Raw genomic sequence first — 19,933 nt, 5'->3', positions numbered from 1 at the left:
TTGCAAGCAAGTTACACGCAAGCGGTACGGCCCTTGCTTGCAGCACTCACACCATTCTTATCTAACTGACGGGAAGCTAAAAGGGCATTTCGCACGAGGCCCCACGCACTCATGACCATCGAAGCGACGTGGTATCTGATCATCGGCGCCCTGTTGATCGCGATGGCGCTCGCGCGCAAGCTGATCGCACACCTGCCGATGACGGGCGCGATGGTCTATCTGGCGGTCGGCTTCGTGCTCGGCCCGACGGGCACGGGCCTACTGACATTCGACGTCACGAGCGGCGCGTCGGTGCTGCGCATCGTCACCGAGGCCGGACTCGTCATCTCGCTGTTTGCGATCGGCATGCATCTGCGCGTGCCGCTGCGCGACCGGCTGTGGCGGCTGCCGTTGCGCCTCGGCGTCGGCGCGATGCTGCTGACGATCGCCGCGATGACCGCGATCGGCTATTACGGGCTTGGGCTCGCGCCCGGCCTCGCGCTGATCGTCGCAGCCGCGCTCGCGCCGACCGATCCGGTGCTCGCCAACGAATTGCGCCCGCGCGCAGCTGGCGATTCGGAGCCGCTGCGCTTCGCGCTATCGGGCGAAGGCGGCTGCAACGACGGCGCCGCGTGGCCATTCATGCTGCTCGGCCTCGCGCTATGCGGCGTCGAAGTCGGCGGCATGACCGGCGTGACGGGCATCGACCTCGCCGGCGTCATCCTCGGCGGCGCGCACAGCGGCAACGCGAACGGTCAGATCCTCAGCTTTACGGGCTTCGCGGCGAGCGTCGCCTGGGGCGTCGTCAGCGCGCTCGCCATCGGCTGGGTGCTCGGCGCGGGCGTCGTCGCGCTGGTGACGCGCCTGCGGCTGCGGTTCGATCTCGCACTCGGCGTCGAAGGCTTTCTCGCGCTCGGGCTCATGTCAGCGTGCTATGGCGCCGCGCAACTGCTGCACGGCTATGCGTTCGTGGCGGTATTCGTCGCCGGCGTCGCGCTGCGCCATCAGGAACTACGCGCAACCGGCAAGCACACGGCGCCCACCGCCGCGCTCGAAAAGGTCGAGCACGGCGAGCGCGACAAGGCCGCGCGCACACCGGAACTCGCACATGCCTATGTCGCGGAATCGATGATGGCGTTTGCGGTCGAGATCGAGCAGACCGTCGAGCTCGTGCTGATGCTGCTGATCGGCAGCGTCGTGTCCGCGCATTGGCGCGAATTGCTGCAATGGCACGCTATCTGGCCTGCGCTTGCGCTGCTGTTTGTCGTGCGGCCGCTTTGCACGCTCGTCGCGCTTGCCGGTTCGAGCGCGACCTGGCCGCAGCGGTTTCTTGCCGGATGGCTCGGCATACGCGGTGTCGGCGCGTTCTACTACCTGCTGTTTGCCATCGAACACCTGCGGCGCGTCGCGCAGGACGCGGCGCTGGCGGTCGTCATGGCCGCGATCGTCGGGTCGGTGCTGCTGCACGGTGTGTCGGCGACGCTGCTGCTCGAACGGTATCTGCGCGCGCCGCGCGAACCGTGATGCGTTGCGGGCACAGCGACGAACCTGCACTCGCAACGAGTCGCAACGCGCGACGGTTTTGCGCCCCCGAGTGTGACTCGACGCGTACTGCCTATGCTTCGGGATTCTGCAGATCGCCGGTCACGACGTTTTCGCCATAGCGCCGCGCCGCATCGCGCGCCTCCCGGCCGCTGTCGAACGGGCCGATATCGGGCGCGCCGGCGAACGGAAACAGCAGCCGGCCGTCGGTCTTGCGCACGACTTTCAGCAGTCCGACGAAAGCGCCTTCCGTCGTCCGCCGATAGGTTGCATAGATCTCATAATCCGTTTCCGATTCGGCACGCGAAGTCGCAGTGTCTCGCGACTTGGGGAAAATCATTCGTGGCCTCGTCATGTTGCCGCTCCGCATCCAATACGCACGCCGGCGTCCCCCGCCAGCAGAAAGGGCTTTGCAAACGGACCGCAAGCGATGTGCCCGTATCGCGTACGCGGCCGCTGGCAATAAGCGGATTCGCGCGGCAACGCGCCGGGATCGCCGGATGCGCCGCACCAGACAAGCGTGACGGGACATGCGCGCCGGCCGGACCACCGTCCGTATCGCGCTCGGGCGAGCGGCGGCGGGCTTGCGCGAAAAGTTACATCGGTCGCCTATGTTTGCAACGCGTGACGGCCAGGCTGATCGCAGCGCCCGGGCGGCGTGGCACACTGTCAATCACCGCAGCGACGGGAGCACAGCATCATGGAACGTGCATTTACCGATCGCGCCGAGGCCGGCCGCACACTCGCGGGTCTGCTCGACGCCTATGCGCAGCGCAATGACGTGGTCGTGCTCGCGCTGCCGCGCGGCGGCGTCCCGGTCGCCTATGAAGTCGCACGTACGCTCGGCGTCGCGCTCGACGTGCTCGTGGTCCGCAAGCTCGGCGTGCCGTGGCAGCCCGAACTCGCGATGGGCGCGATCGCATCGGGCGGCGCGCTCTATGTCGACGAAGCGCTCGTGCGCGAGATCGGTTTGCCGCAGACCGCCTTCGATCGCGTGCTCGCGAGCGAGCGCGCCGAACTCGAACGGCGCGAGCAGTCGTATCGCGTGCAGCATCGAATGCCGGTTGAAATCGAAGGCCGCGTCGCGCTCGTTGTCGACGACGGCGTGGCCACCGGCGCCTCGATGAAAGCGGCGGTGCGCGCCTTGCGCGCGCGCCGGCCCGCGAAAATCGTCGCGGCGCTGCCGGTCGCGCCGCCAGGCGCGACGCAAAGGCTCGAAAAAGACGTGGATGAATTCGTCTGCGCACTCACGCCGGCGAACTTCTATGCGGTCGGCCAGTTCTATGCCGACTTCAGCGAAACCACCGATGACGACGTACGCGCATTGCTTGCGAAAACCGACCCGCGCGGCGTGCCGTGTACCTCGCCGTGTGGCTAGAACGCGCTTTTACGTTGCGTCAGCAACGCTTTCGCCATGATTAGCAGATGAAAGTAAAGCCGCCGGCTAAAGCCGTAGTTGTACGCGGACAGATGCGAAAGCGCGATCTTGAGGCTTTCCAGCGGCGCGTGATTTCGCGCATGAATCGACACGACGATCGGCACCATGCGTCGTAGCGCAATCCGGCGCGCCGGTTCGAGTTGCGGCGGCAATGTTAGCGCCATGAGAAAGTTGTACGCGACGAGCGTCGACGCGCTCGTCGAGGTGCGCGTCGACGTGGTAATCGACACTTCCGTGCGGCGGTTGTACGACACGTACTCGTTCAGGTAATACACGCCCTTTGCTGCGAGACAGATCTCGGTGCCAAACACGTAGTCGCAGGCGACGCCGTTCTGTTCCCGGTAACCGATGCGCTTGACGAGATCCGCATCGCCCATCCAGCCGTTATTCGGGAACATCTGCACGAGCCCGGTGCGCCCCGGCTGCTGCTGCAGTCCCGCCACATCGCGCGTGCGGTGATAGGCGCGATTCAGATGCGCGCTGGCGGCCGGAAGCACCGTGCCGCGCGAATCGGTCACATACTGATCGCCGAACGCAACCTGAACCTGGGGATGCGCACGCCAGGCCGACAGCATCCGTTCGACCGCGTTTTCGGCGAGGAAATCGTCGTCGTGAATCAGCAGGATCTTGTCGCCGGTCGCATGCGTGAAGAGACTATCGACATTGCGCGCCTGTCCGAGCGACGGCGTGTTCCTGAAGTAGCGCACGCGCGGATCCGCCGCGTACTGCGAAGCGATCAGCGCCCGGGTGCGATCGTCTTTCGAATCGTCGCCGATCAGCACCTCGATGTTCGTGTGCGTCTGCGACAGGCATGAATCGAGGCATTGCGCGATCAGCTCCGGGCGCTGGTAGGTCGGCAGGCAAATCGAAACCTTGATTCCTGTTGTCATGAATGCGACCCCCTATGCTTCGTCATGCCGTTGTTCAGGCTGAATGGCGGTTACGCCATATATATCAGCGTGGCTGAGTATGATTCGCGCATGGAAGTGCGTCAACGCAAGCAACAATTTGTTTAATTTTTCTTTGATGGGTCGATTTATTTTTTCCATAAACTAATCTCGGCGTGTCATTGCCGGGACGCCTTGCGCGGCGCTCCCCGCTTCCTGCCCCGCTGTTGCGGGCGATCTGCGCGAATCAAGGCCGATCCTGGCCGAATACGGCTAGATTCTGGCTGAATCTTTTACGCATCACTCTCAACTGACTCGCGGTAATTTCTATATGGATACACACATGACTGGAGTACTGTCTATCCAGATGCGTGCAGTCGGTCATAAAACTTACGCGAAACTGATTCGCGACACGTCCGATTATGAAACCGATATCCATGTCGATTCGTTCTGGGTCGATGACGAACGCTCCGCCATGACGAAAGTCGTGCGCAGAGTGGCCGAATTCCGCGTGCCGAGGCTGAACCGGCGCAACCTCGATTTCCGCCGCGCGCGCGCGGAGTGGGCGACTGGCAACATGGGTTCCAAGCTGGCGCGCAAAAAGGCCGATCTGAAAGACTACGACGTACTGCACTTCCACACGCAAACCGCGGCGTTCGGCAGCGTGAGCCTGATGAAGTCCATCCCGACGGTCATCACCATCGATATGACCGCGTTCCAGCTGATGCGCGAGCATGGCTCCGGCCCCGGGTGGACGTATCGCCCGAACGTGCTGATGGAGCGCCATGTGTTCGAGCACGCGGCGCATATCGTCGCGTTTTCCGATTGGGCTCGCGATTCCGTGATCAACGAGCACGGCATTGCGCCGGAGCGCGTGTCGGTCATCACGCCCGGCGTATTGAAGGAAGCCTTCCATCAGCCGCAATTCGAATCGGGCTCAGTCGAGAAACCGAAAATCCTGTTTGTGGGCAATGAATTCCGCCGCAAAGGCGGCGACGATCTGATCGCCGTATTTTCCGAGCACTTTGCGCACAAGGCCGAGCTGCATCTGATGACGAACGACCGTGACGTGCCCTCGGGCAAGTCGGTGTTCGTCCATCGGGGTGTCTCGTCCTATACGCCCGAGTGGCACCGGCTCTATGAGGAAGCCGAAATCTTCGTCATGACGAGCCACGCCGAAGCGCTCGGCATGGTGTTCCAGGAAGCGGCCGCATCGGGGCTCGCGCTGATCGGAACGCATATCGGCGGCATTCCCGAAATGATCGACCATGACGCCAATGGCTTTCTGATTGCGCCGGGCGATCGAAACGCGTTGCGCCAGTATCTGGGCACGCTGATCGACAACCCCGCCATGCGCACGCGGATGCGCCACGCGAGTTACGAAAAGGCGGTACGGGAATTCAACGCGAGGACCAACACGCGGCGCGTGTTCGAAGTCTTTCGATCGGTCGCGGCGCCGCACGACGCGCAACGGGTGCTGGCGGGATCGCAGATCTGAACCAACCGCGGGCGGCGGTATGGCAGGCGGCGCACTCACGCCGCCGCCCCGCCGTATGCTCGTGTCGGCCTGGTGTGTCGGCTAGTTGCGCGACTACCTTACTTTAACGAAATGACGCGCGCCGCCGCGCACGCGCGATGCGCATGCGCGCCCAGCGGCGCCGGGCGCGCGCGGGCCGGTAACTGACCCGGCCAGGCGTAGACAGATGGACGCAAAGCAACGGCGGCGCTGCCAGTCAGGCGGCGGCCGCTGTAAGATGCGCGGGCAGATAGCTCTGCAGGTACTCCTCGAAATCGGCGCGTACTTCCGGGTGACGCAGCGCGAATTCGACGGTCGCCTTCAGATAGCCGAGCTTGCTGCCGCAATCGAAACGCGTGCCGAAGTAGCGATACGCGAGCACCTGTTCCTCAGTCAGCAGCGACTCGAGCGCGTCGGTCAGCTGCAGTTCGCCGCCTGCACCCGGCTTGAGCGCGCGGATATGGCGGAAGATGGTCGGCATCAGCACGTAGCGGCCCACCACGCCAAGGTTCGACGGCGCGACTTCGGGCGCCGGCTTTTCGACGATGCCCGACAGCTTGATCACGTCTTCTTCCCACTCGCGGCCTTCGACCACGCCGTACGAGCGGCTATCTTCGCGCGCGATCGTTTCGACGCCGACCACCGAGCTGTGATAGTGGTTGAACACGTTGACGAGCTGCTTCATCACCGGCTTTTCGCTGTGCAGCAGGTCGTCCGCGAGGATCACGGCGAACGGGCTGTCGCCGACCAGCTTCTCGGCGCACAGCACCGCGTGACCGAGGCCGAGCGCTTCCGCCTGGCGCACGTAGAAGCAGTCGACATTGGCCGGCTTGATGCCGCGCACGAGTTCGAGCAGCTTTTCCTTGCCGCGCGCTTCGAGTTCCGCTTCGATCTCATACGACTTGTCGAAGTGATCTTCGATCGCGCGTTTGCTGCGGCCCGTCACGAAGATCATCTCGGTAATGCCGGCTTCGATCGCTTCTTCAACCGCGTACTGGATCAGCGGCTTATCGACGATCGGCAGCATTTCCTTTGGACTCGCCTTGGTGGCAGGCAAAAAGCGCGTGCCGAGACCCGCCACAGGAAACACGGCTTTGGTGACTTTCAGCATGGTATGCATTCCCACTCGGTTGATGACGTTGGCAGCCGCCGGTTCCCGGAGCGGGCATCGACCCGCCTCCGCGCAGACCCGGCGCAGAATCTGATGTGAAAGAAGCGTAGCGGAAAAATAATAGGATTTTCGTTAAAGACACGCTAATTTCTTCGAGTGGCTTTCGCAGATTTACCGCAGCCGTACTCATAAAAACCGATAATGCCGCGTTGCTTACTGCATAAACGCTGGCCGACGGTCGGCAATTATGTAAATATTGCCGACCGCCGACTTTCCATCGGAAATTATTGAAGAGCGGACTCTTCGTTTTCATCGAACTGCGGGAGCTTCCCCGGGTTGATGCGGAAACGGCCGATGGGCTCGTTGCGCAACGCTTCACGGTATGCCGAGACTGCTACCAGCACGAGCAGGACGATGACTCCAGCCAGCACATGTACGCTCATTGACAACCCCCTCGTCAAGAATTTGGCTAGTCCAAGTTATCACAAAAAAAGTAGTGGATAACGCGAACAGTATTTACCCGCAATATTTAATCTTGACACTGCCGTGACAGTGTCCGTTGTAGATCAATTGCGCATATTTTCCAGCACTTTTTTATCGCTTTTATTTCAAACATGGTGCATTAGCATAGGAACGTGCGGCTCGCGCGGCCTGAGCTATTGGCCCGCGCCGATGCCGCCGCATCGATCGAACTCGATACCGCGCGCACCCGCTTTCATCCACCTGTCGCGCCACCGTGCCGGCACGCAGTCACGAGGACCGCATGAGTGACACCGCGCTGAACGCCACCACGGCCGCCCGAGAATCGCTGACGTTCTCCACCGCGCCTTCCGGCGACGCGCATGTCGCAAGCGCCGGCAAAGAACATGTGATCGACGCGATGCGCGGCTTCGCCGCCCTGCTCGTCGCTTACTTTCACTGCCGCCAGGTGGTATGGGTCGGTATGCAGAGCTTTCACCACGCTGTCGGCACGTCGCTCGCGCCGAGCTCGCTCATTGCGTATGCGACGTTTCCGATTGCCTGGGGTTCCGCAGGTGTGCCAATCTTTTTTGTGATCAGCGGTTACTGCATCCACCGCGGCGCCGCGTTCAAGCTCGCGCAGGACCCGAGATACCGGCTCGATGCCGGCAATTTCTGGATGCGCCGCTTCGCGCGCATCTATCCGGTGCTGCTCGCCGCGCTGCTGCTCACGCTTGTGCTCGATGCGGTCAGCCTGTCTCTGCCGCCCGTCAACCACAAGATCCGCGAGATCGGCCTCTATCCGTTCCTCGTCAATCTGTTCTCGCTGCAAGGCGTGGCGGGCCATACGTATGGTTCGAACGGCGCGCTCTGGACGCTGTCGCTCGAAGTGCAGTTCTATGCGGTCTATCCGCTGCTGTTCGCGTTGCGCCGCCGTTTCGGCATGAACGCGATCCTGGTGGGGGTCGCGCTCGTCAATATCGTGTCGGCGCTCGTGCTCGAGCGGCACGATATCCAGTTCTTCCCGTCGTACTGGTTTTCGTGGCTGCTCGGCGCATGGATTGCGGAGGCGCAGGCCGGCGCGACACGCGCGCGGCCGCCGCGCTCGGCGCTGGTCTGGTACGGGCTTGCGGCGCTCTTCACGCTCGCGGGCTGCGCCGCGTTCTATGTCGGCCAGTACCTTGCGTTCCAGCTGTGGGCGATCGGTTTCGCGTGCTATCTGTACAAGGCGCTTGAAACGCGCCGCCTGGCCGCGCCGGCGGCGCCGATGCGGCTGCTATCGCGCCTCGGCGACTTCAGCTTCTCGCTCTATCTGATCCACCTGCCGGTGTTTGTGCTGCTGTCGTCGCTGATCTACCGCTCCGAGCTGCAGATGTCGATCTGGCCGTCGTTCGGCTATATGTGCGTGGCGATTCCGGTCGCGTATGGGTTTTACCGGCTCGTCGAGCTGCCCGCGATGAAGTGGTCGGCGAGCCTGAAGCCGAAGTCGCGCGCAAAGGTGGAAGGCTCGGGCGTGCGGGTTGCGTGAGCACGTTACCTGAGCGGGATACCTGAAGCGCGGCAACTGGTACGGCCAACTTCGCGATGAGCGCGCCGCTCAAACAGTGTCGGGCGCCTCGCGCCTCACGGCCTCACGCTCAACTCAATCTCGCTGCGCCTCAGCCGGTCTTGCTCAAGCGCAGCCAACCTCTCGATCAGGCGACCTTCTTCCGCTCCGCCTGCCCTCGCCCACCACGCCGCCCCTCCGCGGCCACCCGCTTCAGAATCCGCTCGACTCCGTCGACATACGCCGTCGTCCCAAACGACTCGATCGCGGTCTGATAGCCGTGCGTAACGAGCTGGTCGCGCAGCGTCCGGTTCGCGTGCAACTCAGCAAGCGTTTCAGCGAGCGCGCCGGCGTCGCCCGGTTCGCAGAGCATGCCGTTCTCGCCATCGTGGACGATTTCGGTCACGCCGCCCGCGCGCGCCGCGACGACCGGCCGCCGCGCGAGCATCCCTTCGACGATCACGCGTCCAAACGGCTCCGGCGTGATCGACGTATGCGCGACGACGTCCATCGCGCACATGCAGGCCGCGATATCGTGCTGGAAGCCGAGGAAATGCACGCGCTCCGTGAGCCCATGCTGCGCGACGAACGCGCGCAGTTCCGCCTCGTAGGCATCCTCGCCGAAGAGCGCGGAGCCGACGAATACCGCGTGCAGTTGCGGGTCCAAACGGGCGTCGCTACGCACCAGCGCCTCGAGCAGCACATGCTGCCCCTTCCAGCGCGCAAGGCGGCTGAAGGAGCCGACCAGAAACGCATCGCGCGGCAGGTTCAGGCGCGCACGCACGGCCGCTTGAGGCGTATCGCGCAGCGCATCGAACGGCGCGCTCGCAATGCCGTTGAACACGACGTCGACCTTGTCGTCGTCGAACTTCGTCAGCTGCTTGAACGCGCGTGCGGAAGCACCCGAGTTCGCAATCACGTGGGCGAGCCCGAAGCGCGCGCACCATTTGATCACCGCTAGCTGACGCTTGCCGAAATGCTCGGCGCTGACGATATCGCGCAAATGCCAGACCACAGGCTTGCGCGCGAGCTTGCCGGCCAGCACGCCAACCACCATCGAGCGCTGCGTATTCGCATAGATCACGTCGTTGTTGCGCGCGCGCGCGGCCGTCGCGCGCACGAGCGACCCGACGCTTTTCAGCGCGCGGCCAAGCGGCGGCGAGGCGCCCTGTTTGCGCATATCGCGCGTCGCGCCCGCGTCGAGTACCGTGACCGGCACGCCCGCGTGGTCCAGCGCCGCGCGAAACGGACCGTCGTCGAACAGCACGACGTCCATGCGCGCGCGCAGCGCCTTGACGATTTCGAGCAGCGACAGCTCCGCGCCGCCGAGCACGCCGCTCTGGTCGACCGCGAGCACGCGCAGCGACGAAGCCGGATTTGCGGCCGCGCCCTTGACCGGCGGATCGTACGGCGGCAGCGTCGCGCCCTGCAGCGCGGGCACGTGCCCACGCACGTGGGCGAAGAAACGCTCGCGAAACAGCGCCGCCGAAAAGCGCTCGGCGCTCGCGCGGCAATGCGCGGACATAAAGCGACCCGGCTGCGCGTCGAAGTTCTCAACGGCGGCAATGATCGCTTCGGCCGTCTGCTCGTCGAAGAAAAGGCCCGTCGGCCGCGGATCGGCCGGATCGCACACCGTTTCCAGTGCGCCACCCTTGCCGTACGCGATCACCGGCGTACCGCAGGCCTGCGCTTCGACCACCGAAATACCGAAGTCCTCCTCGGCGGCGAACACAAAGGCCTTCGCGCGGCGCATGCGGTCGCGCAGCACCGCAAATGGCTGATAGCCCATGATCTCGACGTTCGGCGCCGCTTTCGCGCGGATCTTCTGCATGTCCGGCCCGTCGCCGATCACGACGAGGCGGCGTTCCGGCATCTTCGCAAACGCTTCGACGATCAGATCGATCTTCTTGTACGGCACCATGCGCGATGCGGTCAGATAGAAGTCTTCCTTCTCCTCCAGCACCGAAAACGCTTCCACGTCGACAGGCGGGTTGATCACGTCTGCGTCGCGCTGATAAACCTTCTTGATGCGGCGCGCGATAAAGTCCGAATTCGATACGAAAGAGTCGACCGAATTGGCCGTGCGCACATCCCAGTTGCGGATGTAATGCAGGATCACACGCGCGAGCGCCGACTTCGGCCCGGCCGTCAGTTTCGACTCGTTCAGATACTGATGCTGCAGATCCCACGCATAGCGGATCGGCGAATGCACATAGCTCACGTGCACCTGGTCCGGACCGGTCAGCACGCCCTTCGCCACCGCGTGGCTGCTCGAAATCACCACGTCGTAGGCCGAAAGATCGAGCTGCTCGATCGCGAGCGGCATCAGCGGCAGATACGAGCGGTACTTCGTTTTCGCTTTAGGCAGCTTCTGGATAAAGGAGGTCGTAACCGGCTTGCTGCGAATAAAGCTGCGGTCCTCGAGAAAATCGACCAGCGCGAACAGATCCGCATCGGGAAAGCACGCGATGATCTGCTCGAGCACGCGCTCGGCGCCCGCATAGGTGACGAGCCAGTCGTGCACGATCGCCACGCGCACGCGTTGCGCGGCATGCCCCGCATGCGGCGTCGCGCGCAGCGTCGGGACCGGTGTCGAGACCGGTGGCGGGACCGTTACCGGCCGGTCGAGGGTGGCGTGACCCGCGGGCGCGAATGGCACCGACCGCGCCGCCGACGCGGCGGAATCCGCGAGCGTGCGCGTTCGGTTCGGCACGCGTGTGTCTTCAGCGGTATCGTGGTTCATGATGCGCTCTTCCTTGAATACAGTCTCGAGAGCCTGCCGAGCACGGAGCGCGCCAGATCGCGCAGCGCCGGTGTCATCGTCAGTGACCATGCGACGTTCGCGCTGCCCATCAGCACCACCGCCGCGGCCGCGAGCGGGATGGTCGTCGCGATCGTGGCGATCCACATCGCCGCCACGAGAAACGCGAGGTGCGGCAGCATATCCATCACGATCGGCCGCGCGTGCACACGCGACAGTCTGAGCAGGACGAAGTAATCGAAGAAGCCGCGCGCGGCCACCGCAAGCGCCGCGCCGGTCAGCCCGAAGTAATGCACGCCGGCCCAGATCGCGCCCGCGAACAGCGGCGTTTCGATGATGCTCACGCGCGCCGCCACAGCCGGATGCACTTGCGCCTGGATCATGATGCGCGCGAGGTTCGACTGGCCCGTCAGCCACACGAAGATGATCAGAATGCGGCCCACGGGCGCGCCCGCGCTCGCCACTTCATTGCCGACCCACAGATGCAGGAACGGCTCGAGCACGAGCATCGCGACCAGCATGACGGGCGTGAATACGCCGTTCAGAAATTCGATCGACTGCCGCAGGACCATGTCGGCGTTCTCGCGATTGAGCGCGGACAGACGCGGAAACAGCGTGCGCATCATCGCGCTCGGGATCACGCCGAGACGCCAGACGAGGTTTTGCGGCACCGAGTAATACGTGACGAAACGCGCGCCAAGCGCGGAGCCGACCAGCACGCGGTCGATCGAATCGCCCATCAGCTGCAGCGTCGACGTGACGAGCATCCAGCCGCCGAAGCTGAACAGGCCCTTCGCGACGCCGAACTGCGGCGGCAGCATCTTGCGGATGTCGAGCACCTTCAGCGCGGAGCGGCCCAGCATGACCGCGGCGATAATGCGCGCCGCCACAGCGGCCGCGAGCACATTCGGCAAGGTCGGGCCGATCCACCACGCGGCGAAGAGCGGTAGCAACTGAAACAGGAACGTGCCGATCGTCTGGTTCGTGTTGTAGCTGCCGAACTTTTCGGCGCCGCTGATTGCGCCGGCAAACACCCACGACACATTCGCGATCGGAATGGCGAGCGCGAGCCACGGCAACGCGCCGATCACTTCGTGATGCAGTTCGGGCGGCACCTTCGAGAAGTACGCCGTATAGATGAACGTGCCGAAATAGATCAGCAGACCGCCGACCGCACCGGTGCCCAGATTGAGCCACGTCGCGCTCCAGAACACGCGCGCGCATTCTTCCTTGTCCGCCGACGCGCGCGCCTTCGAAATCTGGTTCTGCGCGGCCATGCTCATGCCCAGATCGAGAATGCCGAAGTAACCGATCAGCACCCAGACGAGGCTCACCACGCCGTACCGTTCGACGCCGAGCGCCTTGATATACGCCGGCACGGTCACGAGCGAGACGAACGTGGGCAGGATCAGGCCGATGAAGTTGATCCCTATGTTCTTCAGGATGCTCTTATCCATCCGGTACCCTTTGCGTCAGTCGTCAACGTCAATCGTCCCATGTTAAAAATGGGCGCCGCAGCGCTTGTGCAGCGCGAAAAAAATCGTCGCATTGGCCTCTGTTAGCAAGTAGCGCACCGCACCATTACGACGGCTTCCAGCGATACATCGTCACCTTGCCGCGCGCATCTTCCTCGACGAAGATCAGATACTCGCCGTCGCTGCGGCGCGCCGCGCTCACGCCGTTCGCCACGTCGACCCAGCCCGATGCACGGCCTATTTCCGGGCCCGGACGGATCACGCCGATCTGCTTGCTGCTGTCCTTGTCGTACACGTGCACGACGCCCGCGGGCTCGACCGCGAAGATGTATTTGCCTTCCACCGTGAGGCCAATGATCGTGAAGATCGGCTTCGCATTCGTGTCCCATGGCAGCTTCAGCGTGTAACGCGCGTCGGGCTTGCCGCTCGACCACTTGTCGTAGCGCACGAGCACGCGGCCGACTTCCTTCCATTGCTGCTTCTGCGGCGGCGCATCGTCGGTATAGCCGGTTACGTAGAGCGAATCGGTCGACGCGTCGTAGATCGCGCGCTGCGCCTGCGTGAACGGCGCCGGCACCGCATACGCCTGCATGTCGTCGTAGGAGTAGATCGGGTTGCCCGCCTTATCGAGCCCGCCGAAATGGAAGCGGTAGATGCCGTGCGAATCGACCGTGCGCCAGACATCGCCGGCTGTATCGACCCACCAGCCCCAGCCGCCGACGAGCCGCTTGCCCGTCGTATTGCGCGAGAATTCGCCCTCGTCGAAACGGCCGTTGCCGTTCGAATCGCGCCAGATCCAGTCGCCGCCGGGCGGCGCGGCCGGAATCGCCTTCGGGTCGCGCATGCCGCGCCCGCCGAACAGGCCCGATGGAATCGCCGTTTCGCCATCGCGCGCCGCATCGAAGCGGTAGATCTTCAGGTGATCGGCGTACATGTCGGTCAGATAGAGGAACGTATGGCCCTTCACCTGCCGCGCGATCGGCATGCCGGGCCACTGGTCGGTGTGGAAGACCGGATCCTCGGGATACTTGAAGCGGTTCGACAGGAAGCCGACGTAGGTCCACTGCTGGCCCGCGGGCTTCGACAGATCGAGTTCGAAGCGTTTGTTGCCCGTATAGACGCTATTCGGACGCGCGGGATCGATCCATGCGCCGTCGACAAAGAGCAGGCCCTGCACGATCCATAGCCGCTTGCCGTCGGGCGAATAGCTCTCGAGCGTCGTGCCGAGACCCGCGCCGAGCGCGGCGCCGAACCCCGATCCCGGCGGCGAGAAATTCGGGCCGATGCCGTTGGTCGATACATAGATATTGCCGCGCTGATCGACACCGACACCGGTCAGGCCGTTGAAACGCTGCGGACCCGGCCGTCCCGCCACGCCCGAGAAAATGCCGCCGCGCTCGCCGAGCGAGCCCGACGCCACGTAACGGCCGTTCTGGCGGCTAAAGAACAGCACCTGCTGACGCGGGCCGTTGTCGGCGACCAGCACGCGCCCTTGCGCGTCGATCGTGACGTCGGCCGGCACGCTGTCCGATGGCAGCGGCAAGGTGTCGTCGAGTGCCTCGCCGCTTGCCGAGTAATGCACGAGCTTCGATTTGCCGGAGAGCGTATCGGTCAGCACCCACAGCGAGCCGTCGGCCGCGAGCGCGAGATGACCGGGCTCGTGCGCCTTGAACGAGCCCTTGCGCATCATCGAATCCGGATCGTAGAGATCGACGCGGTCGAGCGCGGCGGTCGCGACGTACAGCACCTTGTCGTTCGCCGCGAGACCCGTCACTTCGTTATGCACGTTCCATGCGACATCGCTGACGATCGCGAGACTCGCCGCGAGGCGCGCGCGCGGATCGGTTGCGTTCGCGACCGGCTGGAACGGCGCCGTGCGCTGCGGGTCGCCGATCTCGCGCCGCGACACGCCGTACCAGATATGGCCCTTCTGCGGCCACACACCTTTGCCGATCAGGTGATCGCGTTCAGTGTTGACGCTCACGGCGATAAACGCATAGCGATGGTTGACCGCGACCGCGTTGCCGCCGCCGTTGCCCCAACCATGCGTACCGTTCGCGTACCCGAGCATTTTGCCGTCCTGATAGATACCCGATTCGGCGCCGCTTTCATCCCACGGCGCGTCCGTATAGACCTTGCCGTCGGGCGCGACCGCGATCGCGGTCATATTGATCTGCGTCCAGGTGCCGTTGCCGTAGCCGAAGGTGTTGCCGATCCACGATGTCTGTGCGTTGAGTGTCGCCGCGCCGTCCGGCGACTCCTGCACGGGGTTTTGTCCGCACACACCCGAAATCGCGACCAGCGATGCGCAAACGCAAAGCGCTCCGGCAAACAGGGCTCGGATCAAAGGCACTTCTCCACAGTCGGAACCCGGGGCTGACCCACCTTGCGGCAGCCGCCGCGCCGGATTGCTTGATGAACGAAAGATGTTGCTGCGTTTGAGGCGCGGCTCACGAAACACCGCGAAACAGCGTGCTTCATGGCACGCAAAACAGCACGCAAACAGCGCGAAAAGCACTGGCGGACGCAGGGAAGTCCGCGCTTCAGATTAAGCGGAAAGCGACTGCGCAAAATAAATCCAAAAAATTCAAAATAATTCAGCGCCAATCGAAGCGGAACTTAACCGGCAAATCGAGCCACAAACAAGCGGTAACGGGCCTCACCGCAAGCGGCATATTGCGAACTTAATGTTTAAATTCGCGGCCGAAAATACGGCTACCAAGCCTTTCGTAATCCGTATCTTTTGCCAGACAAATATCCGGCAGTAGAAGTTACCTCTCGCAGCACTCCTCTCGATTGGATACTTTGTGCCGGCCGCGTGCGTAAAGAGCAGCTAAAGGGCGCTACGACGCACGCTTTTGCGGTCCGACGTCGATCGATTCGCATGGTCGATGAATAATCGTTTTCCTTCCAATTTTTTCATCGATTTTCTCTTTCTAGAATGAATGGTCACTTATGTTGGCCACTCATGGTGGTCAATCAGTGTGGTCATTCATGGCGGTGACGCGCGATTAGCCGCGCATCAACTCGCGCATCCATCCGCGCATCAATCAGGTTTCCAGGCAACGAGAAAGGCAAACGATGACGACCCAACGCAAAGCCATCATTACCGGTGTATCCGGCCAGGACGGCGCCTACCTGACCAAGCTGCTGCTCGGCAAGGGCTATCAGCTGACCGGCACTTACCGGCGCACGAGCTCGGTGAACTTCTGGCGCATGGAAGAACTTGGCGTGCTCGACCATCCGAACCTGAAGCTCGTCGAACACGATCTGACCGACCTCGGCTCGACGCTGCGCCTGCTCGAATCCGCGCAGGCCGACGAGCTCTACAACCTCGCCGCACAAAGCTTCGTCGGCGTGTCGTTCGATCAGCCCGCGACTACCGCACAGGTTACGGCCGTCGGCGCGCTGAATCTGCTCGAAGGCATCCGCATCCTGAACCCGAAGATGCGTTACTACCAGGCGTCGACCTCCGAGATGTTCGGCATGGTGCAGGCCATTCCGCAGCGCGAAGACACGCCGTTCTATCCGCGCAGTCCGTACGGTGTGTCGAAGCTGTTCGCGCACTGGACCACGGTCAACTATCGCGAGTCCTATGGCATCTTCGCGACGAGCGGCATTCTGTTCAATCACGAATCGCCGCTGCGCGGCCGCGAATTCGTGACGCGCAAGATCACCGATACGGTGGCGAAAATCCATCTCGGCAAGGCGGATGTGCTCGAGCTCGGCAATCTCGATGCGAAGCGCGACTGGGGCTTCGCGCTCGAATACGTCGACGGCATGCATCGCATGCTGCAGATCGACGAACCAGACACCTTTGTGCTCGCGACAAACCGCACCGAGACCGTACGCGACTTCGTGAAAATGGCCTTCGCCGCGGCCGGCACGCAGCTCGAGTGGTCAGGCAAGAATCAGGGCGAAACCGGCATCGACGTCGCAACGGGCCGAACGCTCGTGCGTATCAATCCGCGGTTCTACCGGCCGGCCGAAGTCGATCTGCTGATTGGCTGCGCCGATAAAGCGAAGGCGAAGCTCGGCTGGGAACCGCAAACCACGCTCGAGCAGTTGTGCCAGATGATGGTCAACGCCGATATTGCGCGTAACCGGATTCGCGAAACGTTCTGAGCGCGCGTGACATAAACACCGCCATGCGTGCGCTCTTTTAAGGTCGTGTGTCTGCGAAGGACGCGCCGGCCAGCAAGACCTTTGCCGCACGCTTCCCGGCCCGGCGCCCGCCCTGCAGGATCGCCGCCGCGCAATCCTCGCTCGGTGATCGGTTCATCTTCGGGCGTTCATTCCTTCCTCTTTTCATTGCATTCGTTCGACACGAAGCCCGCGCGGCCTGACGCCGCGTCGGGCTCGTCGCGCTGCGACTGTCCAGACAGTGCGCATGCATGACCCGTCTTTATGTACGCCGGTTGAAGATCGCTGCTCGCAGACGAGAAGGCAGCATCGTTTAACTATCGTGGAGAACATAGAAGATGGATCTCACATCGGCAATGCGTCGGCCCATAGAGCAAGATGCGCGGTACTACGAAGATTCAGCAAATCCGACACGGGCAGCTCGAACTACCGGCACGCCGCGCGCGAAGAGCAACGCCCCGCAGAAAAATTCACCACCCGCGACGCCGGCGCAAGGGGCCGGGACCGGCCCGCTGCGCGGCCTGACCTCGAACGAGCTCGATCACCTCGCTCAGACCTATGGGATACAAGGCCAGCAGGACGACCGGTCGAAGACGCCGCTGCTGGTCGCCGACGCGGAAAACGCGAAAAAGATGGCGGATGCGGCGGTCCAGGATCTCAAGGGCTATCCGCCCGACATTGCACGCTTCGAGCCACGCTTTGCCGATCTGCTCGGGCAGATCGCTGTACTGCCTGCGAACGAAACACAGGCTTACGGGGCCAGTGCCGCAACATTGCACTCCGCTTATCAGATTGCGACGCCCGAAGAACGCGCGACGCTGAGCGATCAATTCGGCAAACTGGAAAAAGCGGTTCACGATGAATACAACCGGGCGATCAGCGATCCGTTGCAACGCGTGCTGGGCGTATTCAACAAGCCCGCCGGCGCCGGCTACCTGGATAAGGAGGGGCAATACAGAATCAGCCTGCTCGCGAATATGCGCCATCGCTTCCTCGGGGCCACCACGCCGGAACAGCGCGATAGCGTGCTCAAGTCGGCGCTGTCGCTCAAAACAAGGTTGCAGGCGCAGGCTTCCGATGCCATTGGCCGCTACAGCGCGAAGGAAGCGGCAAGCTGGAAGGAAGCGGACAAAGACGTCGACCGTATCCTGAAGGAAGCCGAGGCCATCACGAACGATCCGGGCAAGCGTTACGAGGTCATTGCGCGTCAACTCCATACGTCGAACCCGGGCAGCGGTGAAGATCCGTTCGAGGACCGGCGCATTCTCGCGTTCACGCAGCGCATGCAAGACGACCCGGCGCTGCGCGACAAGCTTTCGAAGTGGTATACCGACGCGGCGAAACCGCTCAACAGTTATGCGGTCGGTGGACCGAAGCGCTACCAGGACATCCTCGACGATCTGCCCGCCGCCGGCCCCGATTACGTGCGTGATCTCGCGGACCGTTACGACGCGGTGCTCAACGACGCCACAACAAAGAACCGCTCGATCACGCCGGAGGAACGCGCGAAGAAACTGGCCGGGCAGATCCTCGAGGGAACGGCTCGCGTTCTGCTCGGGATGACGCCATTGGCTCCATTGTCCTCGGCGCTCGACGAGCATTCGCTGTTGCCGCCGGGCGCGCGCATCGGCATTGATCTGGCAGCAAACGTAGTCGGTATGGCAATCGACCCGGCCAATGCGGCTAGCGAGGCCTTCTCCGAAGGCAAGCTCTTCTCGCAGGCGATCAAGCAGATCGACCATGCCGCCACCGAAATCGGCGGTGGCGCCAAGGAAATCGCGGGGGCGGCAGCGAAGGCAAATCAGCCGCTCTCGCCCGCTCTCCTGTCGCGGGATATCGGCCTCGAGCAGCGCATCGCCGGCCGGCCGATCGGCATTCCGACGGAATACGCGAGCGAGATCGCCCCCAGCTCAATGAAGCCGTCTTCTGACGTGCCCGGATTGCTTGTCGACGATAACAACCAGACCTATGTGCCCATCGACGGCCGTGCCTATCCCGTCTACAAGGACAACGATTACCAGACGTACCGGGTTTACGATCCGGACAACCGGTTCAGGTATGGCTACCCGGTTCGCCGAAATGCGAACAACCAGTGGGAAGTCAATGGTGATATCGGCCTCAAGGGAGGAGCAGGAGATGATGCTCAAGCCGGGCCCTCTTCAGGAGTGGCCGGAGCCGGGACTTCTTCGTCGTCCGGCATGTCGCACGACCTCAGGACCGCGCTGGAAGTTGAAGACTGGAAATCAGATTCGGATGCCCTTCTCGACGACGAAGTCTACAAACAGACATACAAGAACGCGTACCAGAGGCTGTCCGCCGATCAGAAAAAGATCATCAATCAATGGACTGCAGTAGATGAAGGCAGCAGCAGTGAAAGCGGCAGTGGCAGCGACAGCGACAGCGGCTCCAGTACCGGCAGCGGCACCAGCGGCGGCAGCGCGGGCAGTTCAAAGAACTACGAGCTGAACCAGGCGCTCTACACGAACAAACCGTACGAGGGCATGGCAAAGGACGTGAAAAACCTGACGGATGGTCTTACCGCTCTGCCGGCGTCGCCCAAAGAGGTAAAACTTCTCCGGGTGGCCGACGTTCCTGCGGACTATGCAAGTCGATTCAAGCCAGGTGATCTGGTAACGAACAGTCCGGCCTTCATGTCCGCATCAAGTGACAAGCAATTCGCGACCTATGCCATGTGGGATCAGGCCGCGGTCGCGGGCACCGAGCAACCCGCGATCGCCGTCTACGACATTCGCGCCACGTCCCCGCGGCCCTTCATATACGGAATGACCACGAAGGCTCCGGCAGAACGGGAATGGCTATTTCGTCCCAACTCGCTATTTCGGGTCGAGGAAGTCGGACTCCGCCCTCCGACCAGTCCGGAGGAGAAACCTCGCATCGGCTTGCGTCTCGTCGAAATACCGGTGACCAAAAAGGAGGTTGCGAAAAATATTTACAGCGGCGAAACGGTGGAGGTGAAGCCTGAAGGACCGACCGCAGAGGAAGTCGTTGCCGGTCCACCGCCCGCAAAAAAACAGAAAACGGCGTGACCGGTTGCCCGCTCGGCAGCGCAAATGCA

The 19,933-nt window shown here is 62.9% G+C and carries 13 protein-coding genes; 6 read left to right on the top strand and 7 right to left on the bottom strand.

The features are described 5' to 3' along the window. The first annotated feature begins 111 nt into the window (after positions 1-111). On the top strand, positions 112-1,503 hold the full coding sequence (locus KZJ38_RS10815; protein ID WP_219800026.1) for a cation:proton antiporter: 1,392 nt from the start codon (positions 112-114) through the stop codon (positions 1,501-1,503). Positions 1,504-1,594: 91 nt separating this feature from the next. Here the strand turns inward: KZJ38_RS10815 and KZJ38_RS10810 are convergent, their stop codons facing one another. Next, positions 1,595-1,876, bottom strand: coding sequence for a DUF6723 family protein (locus KZJ38_RS10810; protein ID WP_219800025.1), 282 nt, complete (start codon positions 1,874-1,876; stop codon positions 1,595-1,597). Positions 1,877-2,221: 345 nt separating this feature from the next. Here KZJ38_RS10810 and KZJ38_RS10805 point away from each other — a divergent pair, with 345 nt between their 5' ends. After that, entirely contained in the window at positions 2,222-2,899 is a 678-nt protein-coding gene (locus tag KZJ38_RS10805; protein ID WP_219800024.1) for a phosphoribosyltransferase, read from the top strand. On the opposite strand, the gene KZJ38_RS10800 is transcribed toward KZJ38_RS10805, so the two are convergent. Continuing rightward, positions 2,896-3,849: a glycosyltransferase family 2 protein gene (locus KZJ38_RS10800; protein ID WP_219800023.1), complete on the bottom strand. Its 954-nt coding sequence runs from the start codon at positions 3,847-3,849 to the stop codon at positions 2,896-2,898. The two genes, KZJ38_RS10805 and KZJ38_RS10800, sit on opposite strands and share 4 nt — an antisense overlap. A 340-nt stretch (positions 3,850-4,189) precedes the next feature. Here KZJ38_RS10800 and KZJ38_RS10795 point away from each other — a divergent pair, with 340 nt between their 5' ends. After that, positions 4,190-5,344, top strand: a complete 1,155-nt coding sequence (locus KZJ38_RS10795; RefSeq protein WP_219800022.1) for a glycosyltransferase family 4 protein — start codon at positions 4,190-4,192, stop codon at positions 5,342-5,344. 235 nt (positions 5,345-5,579) lie between these two features. Here the strand turns inward: KZJ38_RS10795 and galU are convergent, their stop codons facing one another. Beyond that, positions 5,580-6,473 (bottom strand): UTP--glucose-1-phosphate uridylyltransferase GalU, encoded by an 894-nt coding sequence (gene galU, locus KZJ38_RS10790; RefSeq protein WP_219800021.1) that lies wholly within the window; start codon positions 6,471-6,473, stop codon positions 5,580-5,582. Between the two features lie 284 nt (positions 6,474-6,757). Beyond that, positions 6,758-6,916, bottom strand: coding sequence for a hypothetical protein (locus KZJ38_RS10785; RefSeq protein ID WP_219800020.1), 159 nt, complete (start codon positions 6,914-6,916; stop codon positions 6,758-6,760). A 320-nt stretch (positions 6,917-7,236) separates the two neighbouring features. Between KZJ38_RS10785 and KZJ38_RS10780 the strand changes: the two genes are divergently transcribed. Beyond that, positions 7,237-8,460, top strand: coding sequence for an acyltransferase family protein (locus KZJ38_RS10780; RefSeq protein WP_219800019.1), 1,224 nt, complete (start codon positions 7,237-7,239; stop codon positions 8,458-8,460). Positions 8,461-8,626: 166 nt separating this feature from the next. Here KZJ38_RS10780 and KZJ38_RS10775 read toward each other — a convergent pair whose 3' ends face one another. The 3 genes from KZJ38_RS10775 to KZJ38_RS10765 all read right to left on the bottom strand — a co-directional run bounded on the left by KZJ38_RS10775 (position 8,627) and on the right by KZJ38_RS10765 (position 15,061). Continuing rightward, complete coding sequence (locus tag KZJ38_RS10775; protein ID WP_246641713.1) at positions 8,627-11,221, bottom strand: glycosyltransferase family 4 protein; 2,595 nt, start codon at positions 11,219-11,221, stop codon at positions 8,627-8,629. Next, positions 11,218-12,696, bottom strand: a complete 1,479-nt coding sequence (locus tag KZJ38_RS10770; protein ID WP_219800017.1) for an oligosaccharide flippase family protein — start codon at positions 12,694-12,696, stop codon at positions 11,218-11,220. Before KZJ38_RS10770 ends, KZJ38_RS10775 begins: the two co-directional genes overlap by 4 nt. 124 nt (positions 12,697-12,820) lie before the next feature. Beyond that, positions 12,821-15,061, bottom strand: a complete 2,241-nt coding sequence (locus tag KZJ38_RS10765) for an NHL repeat-containing protein (protein WP_425518342.1) — start codon at positions 15,059-15,061, stop codon at positions 12,821-12,823. Positions 15,062-15,795: 734 nt separating this feature from the next. Between KZJ38_RS10765 and gmd the strand changes: the two genes are divergently transcribed. Further along, positions 15,796-16,839: a GDP-mannose 4,6-dehydratase gene (gmd, locus tag KZJ38_RS10760; RefSeq protein WP_219800015.1), complete on the top strand. Its 1,044-nt coding sequence runs from the start codon at positions 15,796-15,798 to the stop codon at positions 16,837-16,839. Positions 16,840-17,195: 356 nt separating this feature from the next. Beyond that, on the top strand, positions 17,196-19,904 hold the full coding sequence (locus KZJ38_RS10755) for a hypothetical protein (protein WP_219800014.1): 2,709 nt from the start codon (positions 17,196-17,198) through the stop codon (positions 19,902-19,904). Positions 19,905-19,933 lie beyond the last annotated feature (29 nt).

Origin of the sequence: Paraburkholderia edwinii, from assembly GCF_019428685.1 — a bacterium.
Taxonomy (GTDB): Bacteria; Pseudomonadota; Gammaproteobacteria; order Burkholderiales; family Burkholderiaceae; genus Paraburkholderia; species Paraburkholderia edwinii.
The sequence above is the reverse complement of the archived record's forward strand: the minus strand, read 5'-3'. Positions and strand labels throughout refer to the sequence as shown.

Coding starts and splice junctions, on each gene's coding strand:
- KZJ38_RS10815 (WP_219800026.1), top strand. CDS start 112: ATGACCATCGAAGCGACGTGGTATCTGATCATCGGCGCCCTGTTGATC.
- KZJ38_RS10810 (WP_219800025.1), bottom strand. CDS start 1,876: ATGACGAGGCCACGAATGATTTTCCCCAAGTCGCGAGACACTGCGACT.
- KZJ38_RS10805 (WP_219800024.1), top strand. CDS start 2,222: ATGGAACGTGCATTTACCGATCGCGCCGAGGCCGGCCGCACACTCGCG.
- KZJ38_RS10800 (WP_219800023.1), bottom strand. CDS start 3,849: ATGACAACAGGAATCAAGGTTTCGATTTGCCTGCCGACCTACCAGCGC.
- KZJ38_RS10795 (WP_219800022.1), top strand. CDS start 4,190: ATGACTGGAGTACTGTCTATCCAGATGCGTGCAGTCGGTCATAAAACT.
- galU (WP_219800021.1), bottom strand. CDS start 6,473: ATGCTGAAAGTCACCAAAGCCGTGTTTCCTGTGGCGGGTCTCGGCACG.
- KZJ38_RS10785 (WP_219800020.1), bottom strand. CDS start 6,916: ATGAGCGTACATGTGCTGGCTGGAGTCATCGTCCTGCTCGTGCTGGTA.
- KZJ38_RS10780 (WP_219800019.1), top strand. CDS start 7,237: ATGAGTGACACCGCGCTGAACGCCACCACGGCCGCCCGAGAATCGCTG.
- KZJ38_RS10775 (WP_246641713.1), bottom strand. CDS start 11,221: ATGAACCACGATACCGCTGAAGACACACGCGTGCCGAACCGAACGCGC.
- KZJ38_RS10770 (WP_219800017.1), bottom strand. CDS start 12,696: ATGGATAAGAGCATCCTGAAGAACATAGGGATCAACTTCATCGGCCTG.
- gmd (WP_219800015.1), top strand. CDS start 15,796: ATGACGACCCAACGCAAAGCCATCATTACCGGTGTATCCGGCCAGGAC.
- KZJ38_RS10755 (WP_219800014.1), top strand. CDS start 17,196: ATGGATCTCACATCGGCAATGCGTCGGCCCATAGAGCAAGATGCGCGG.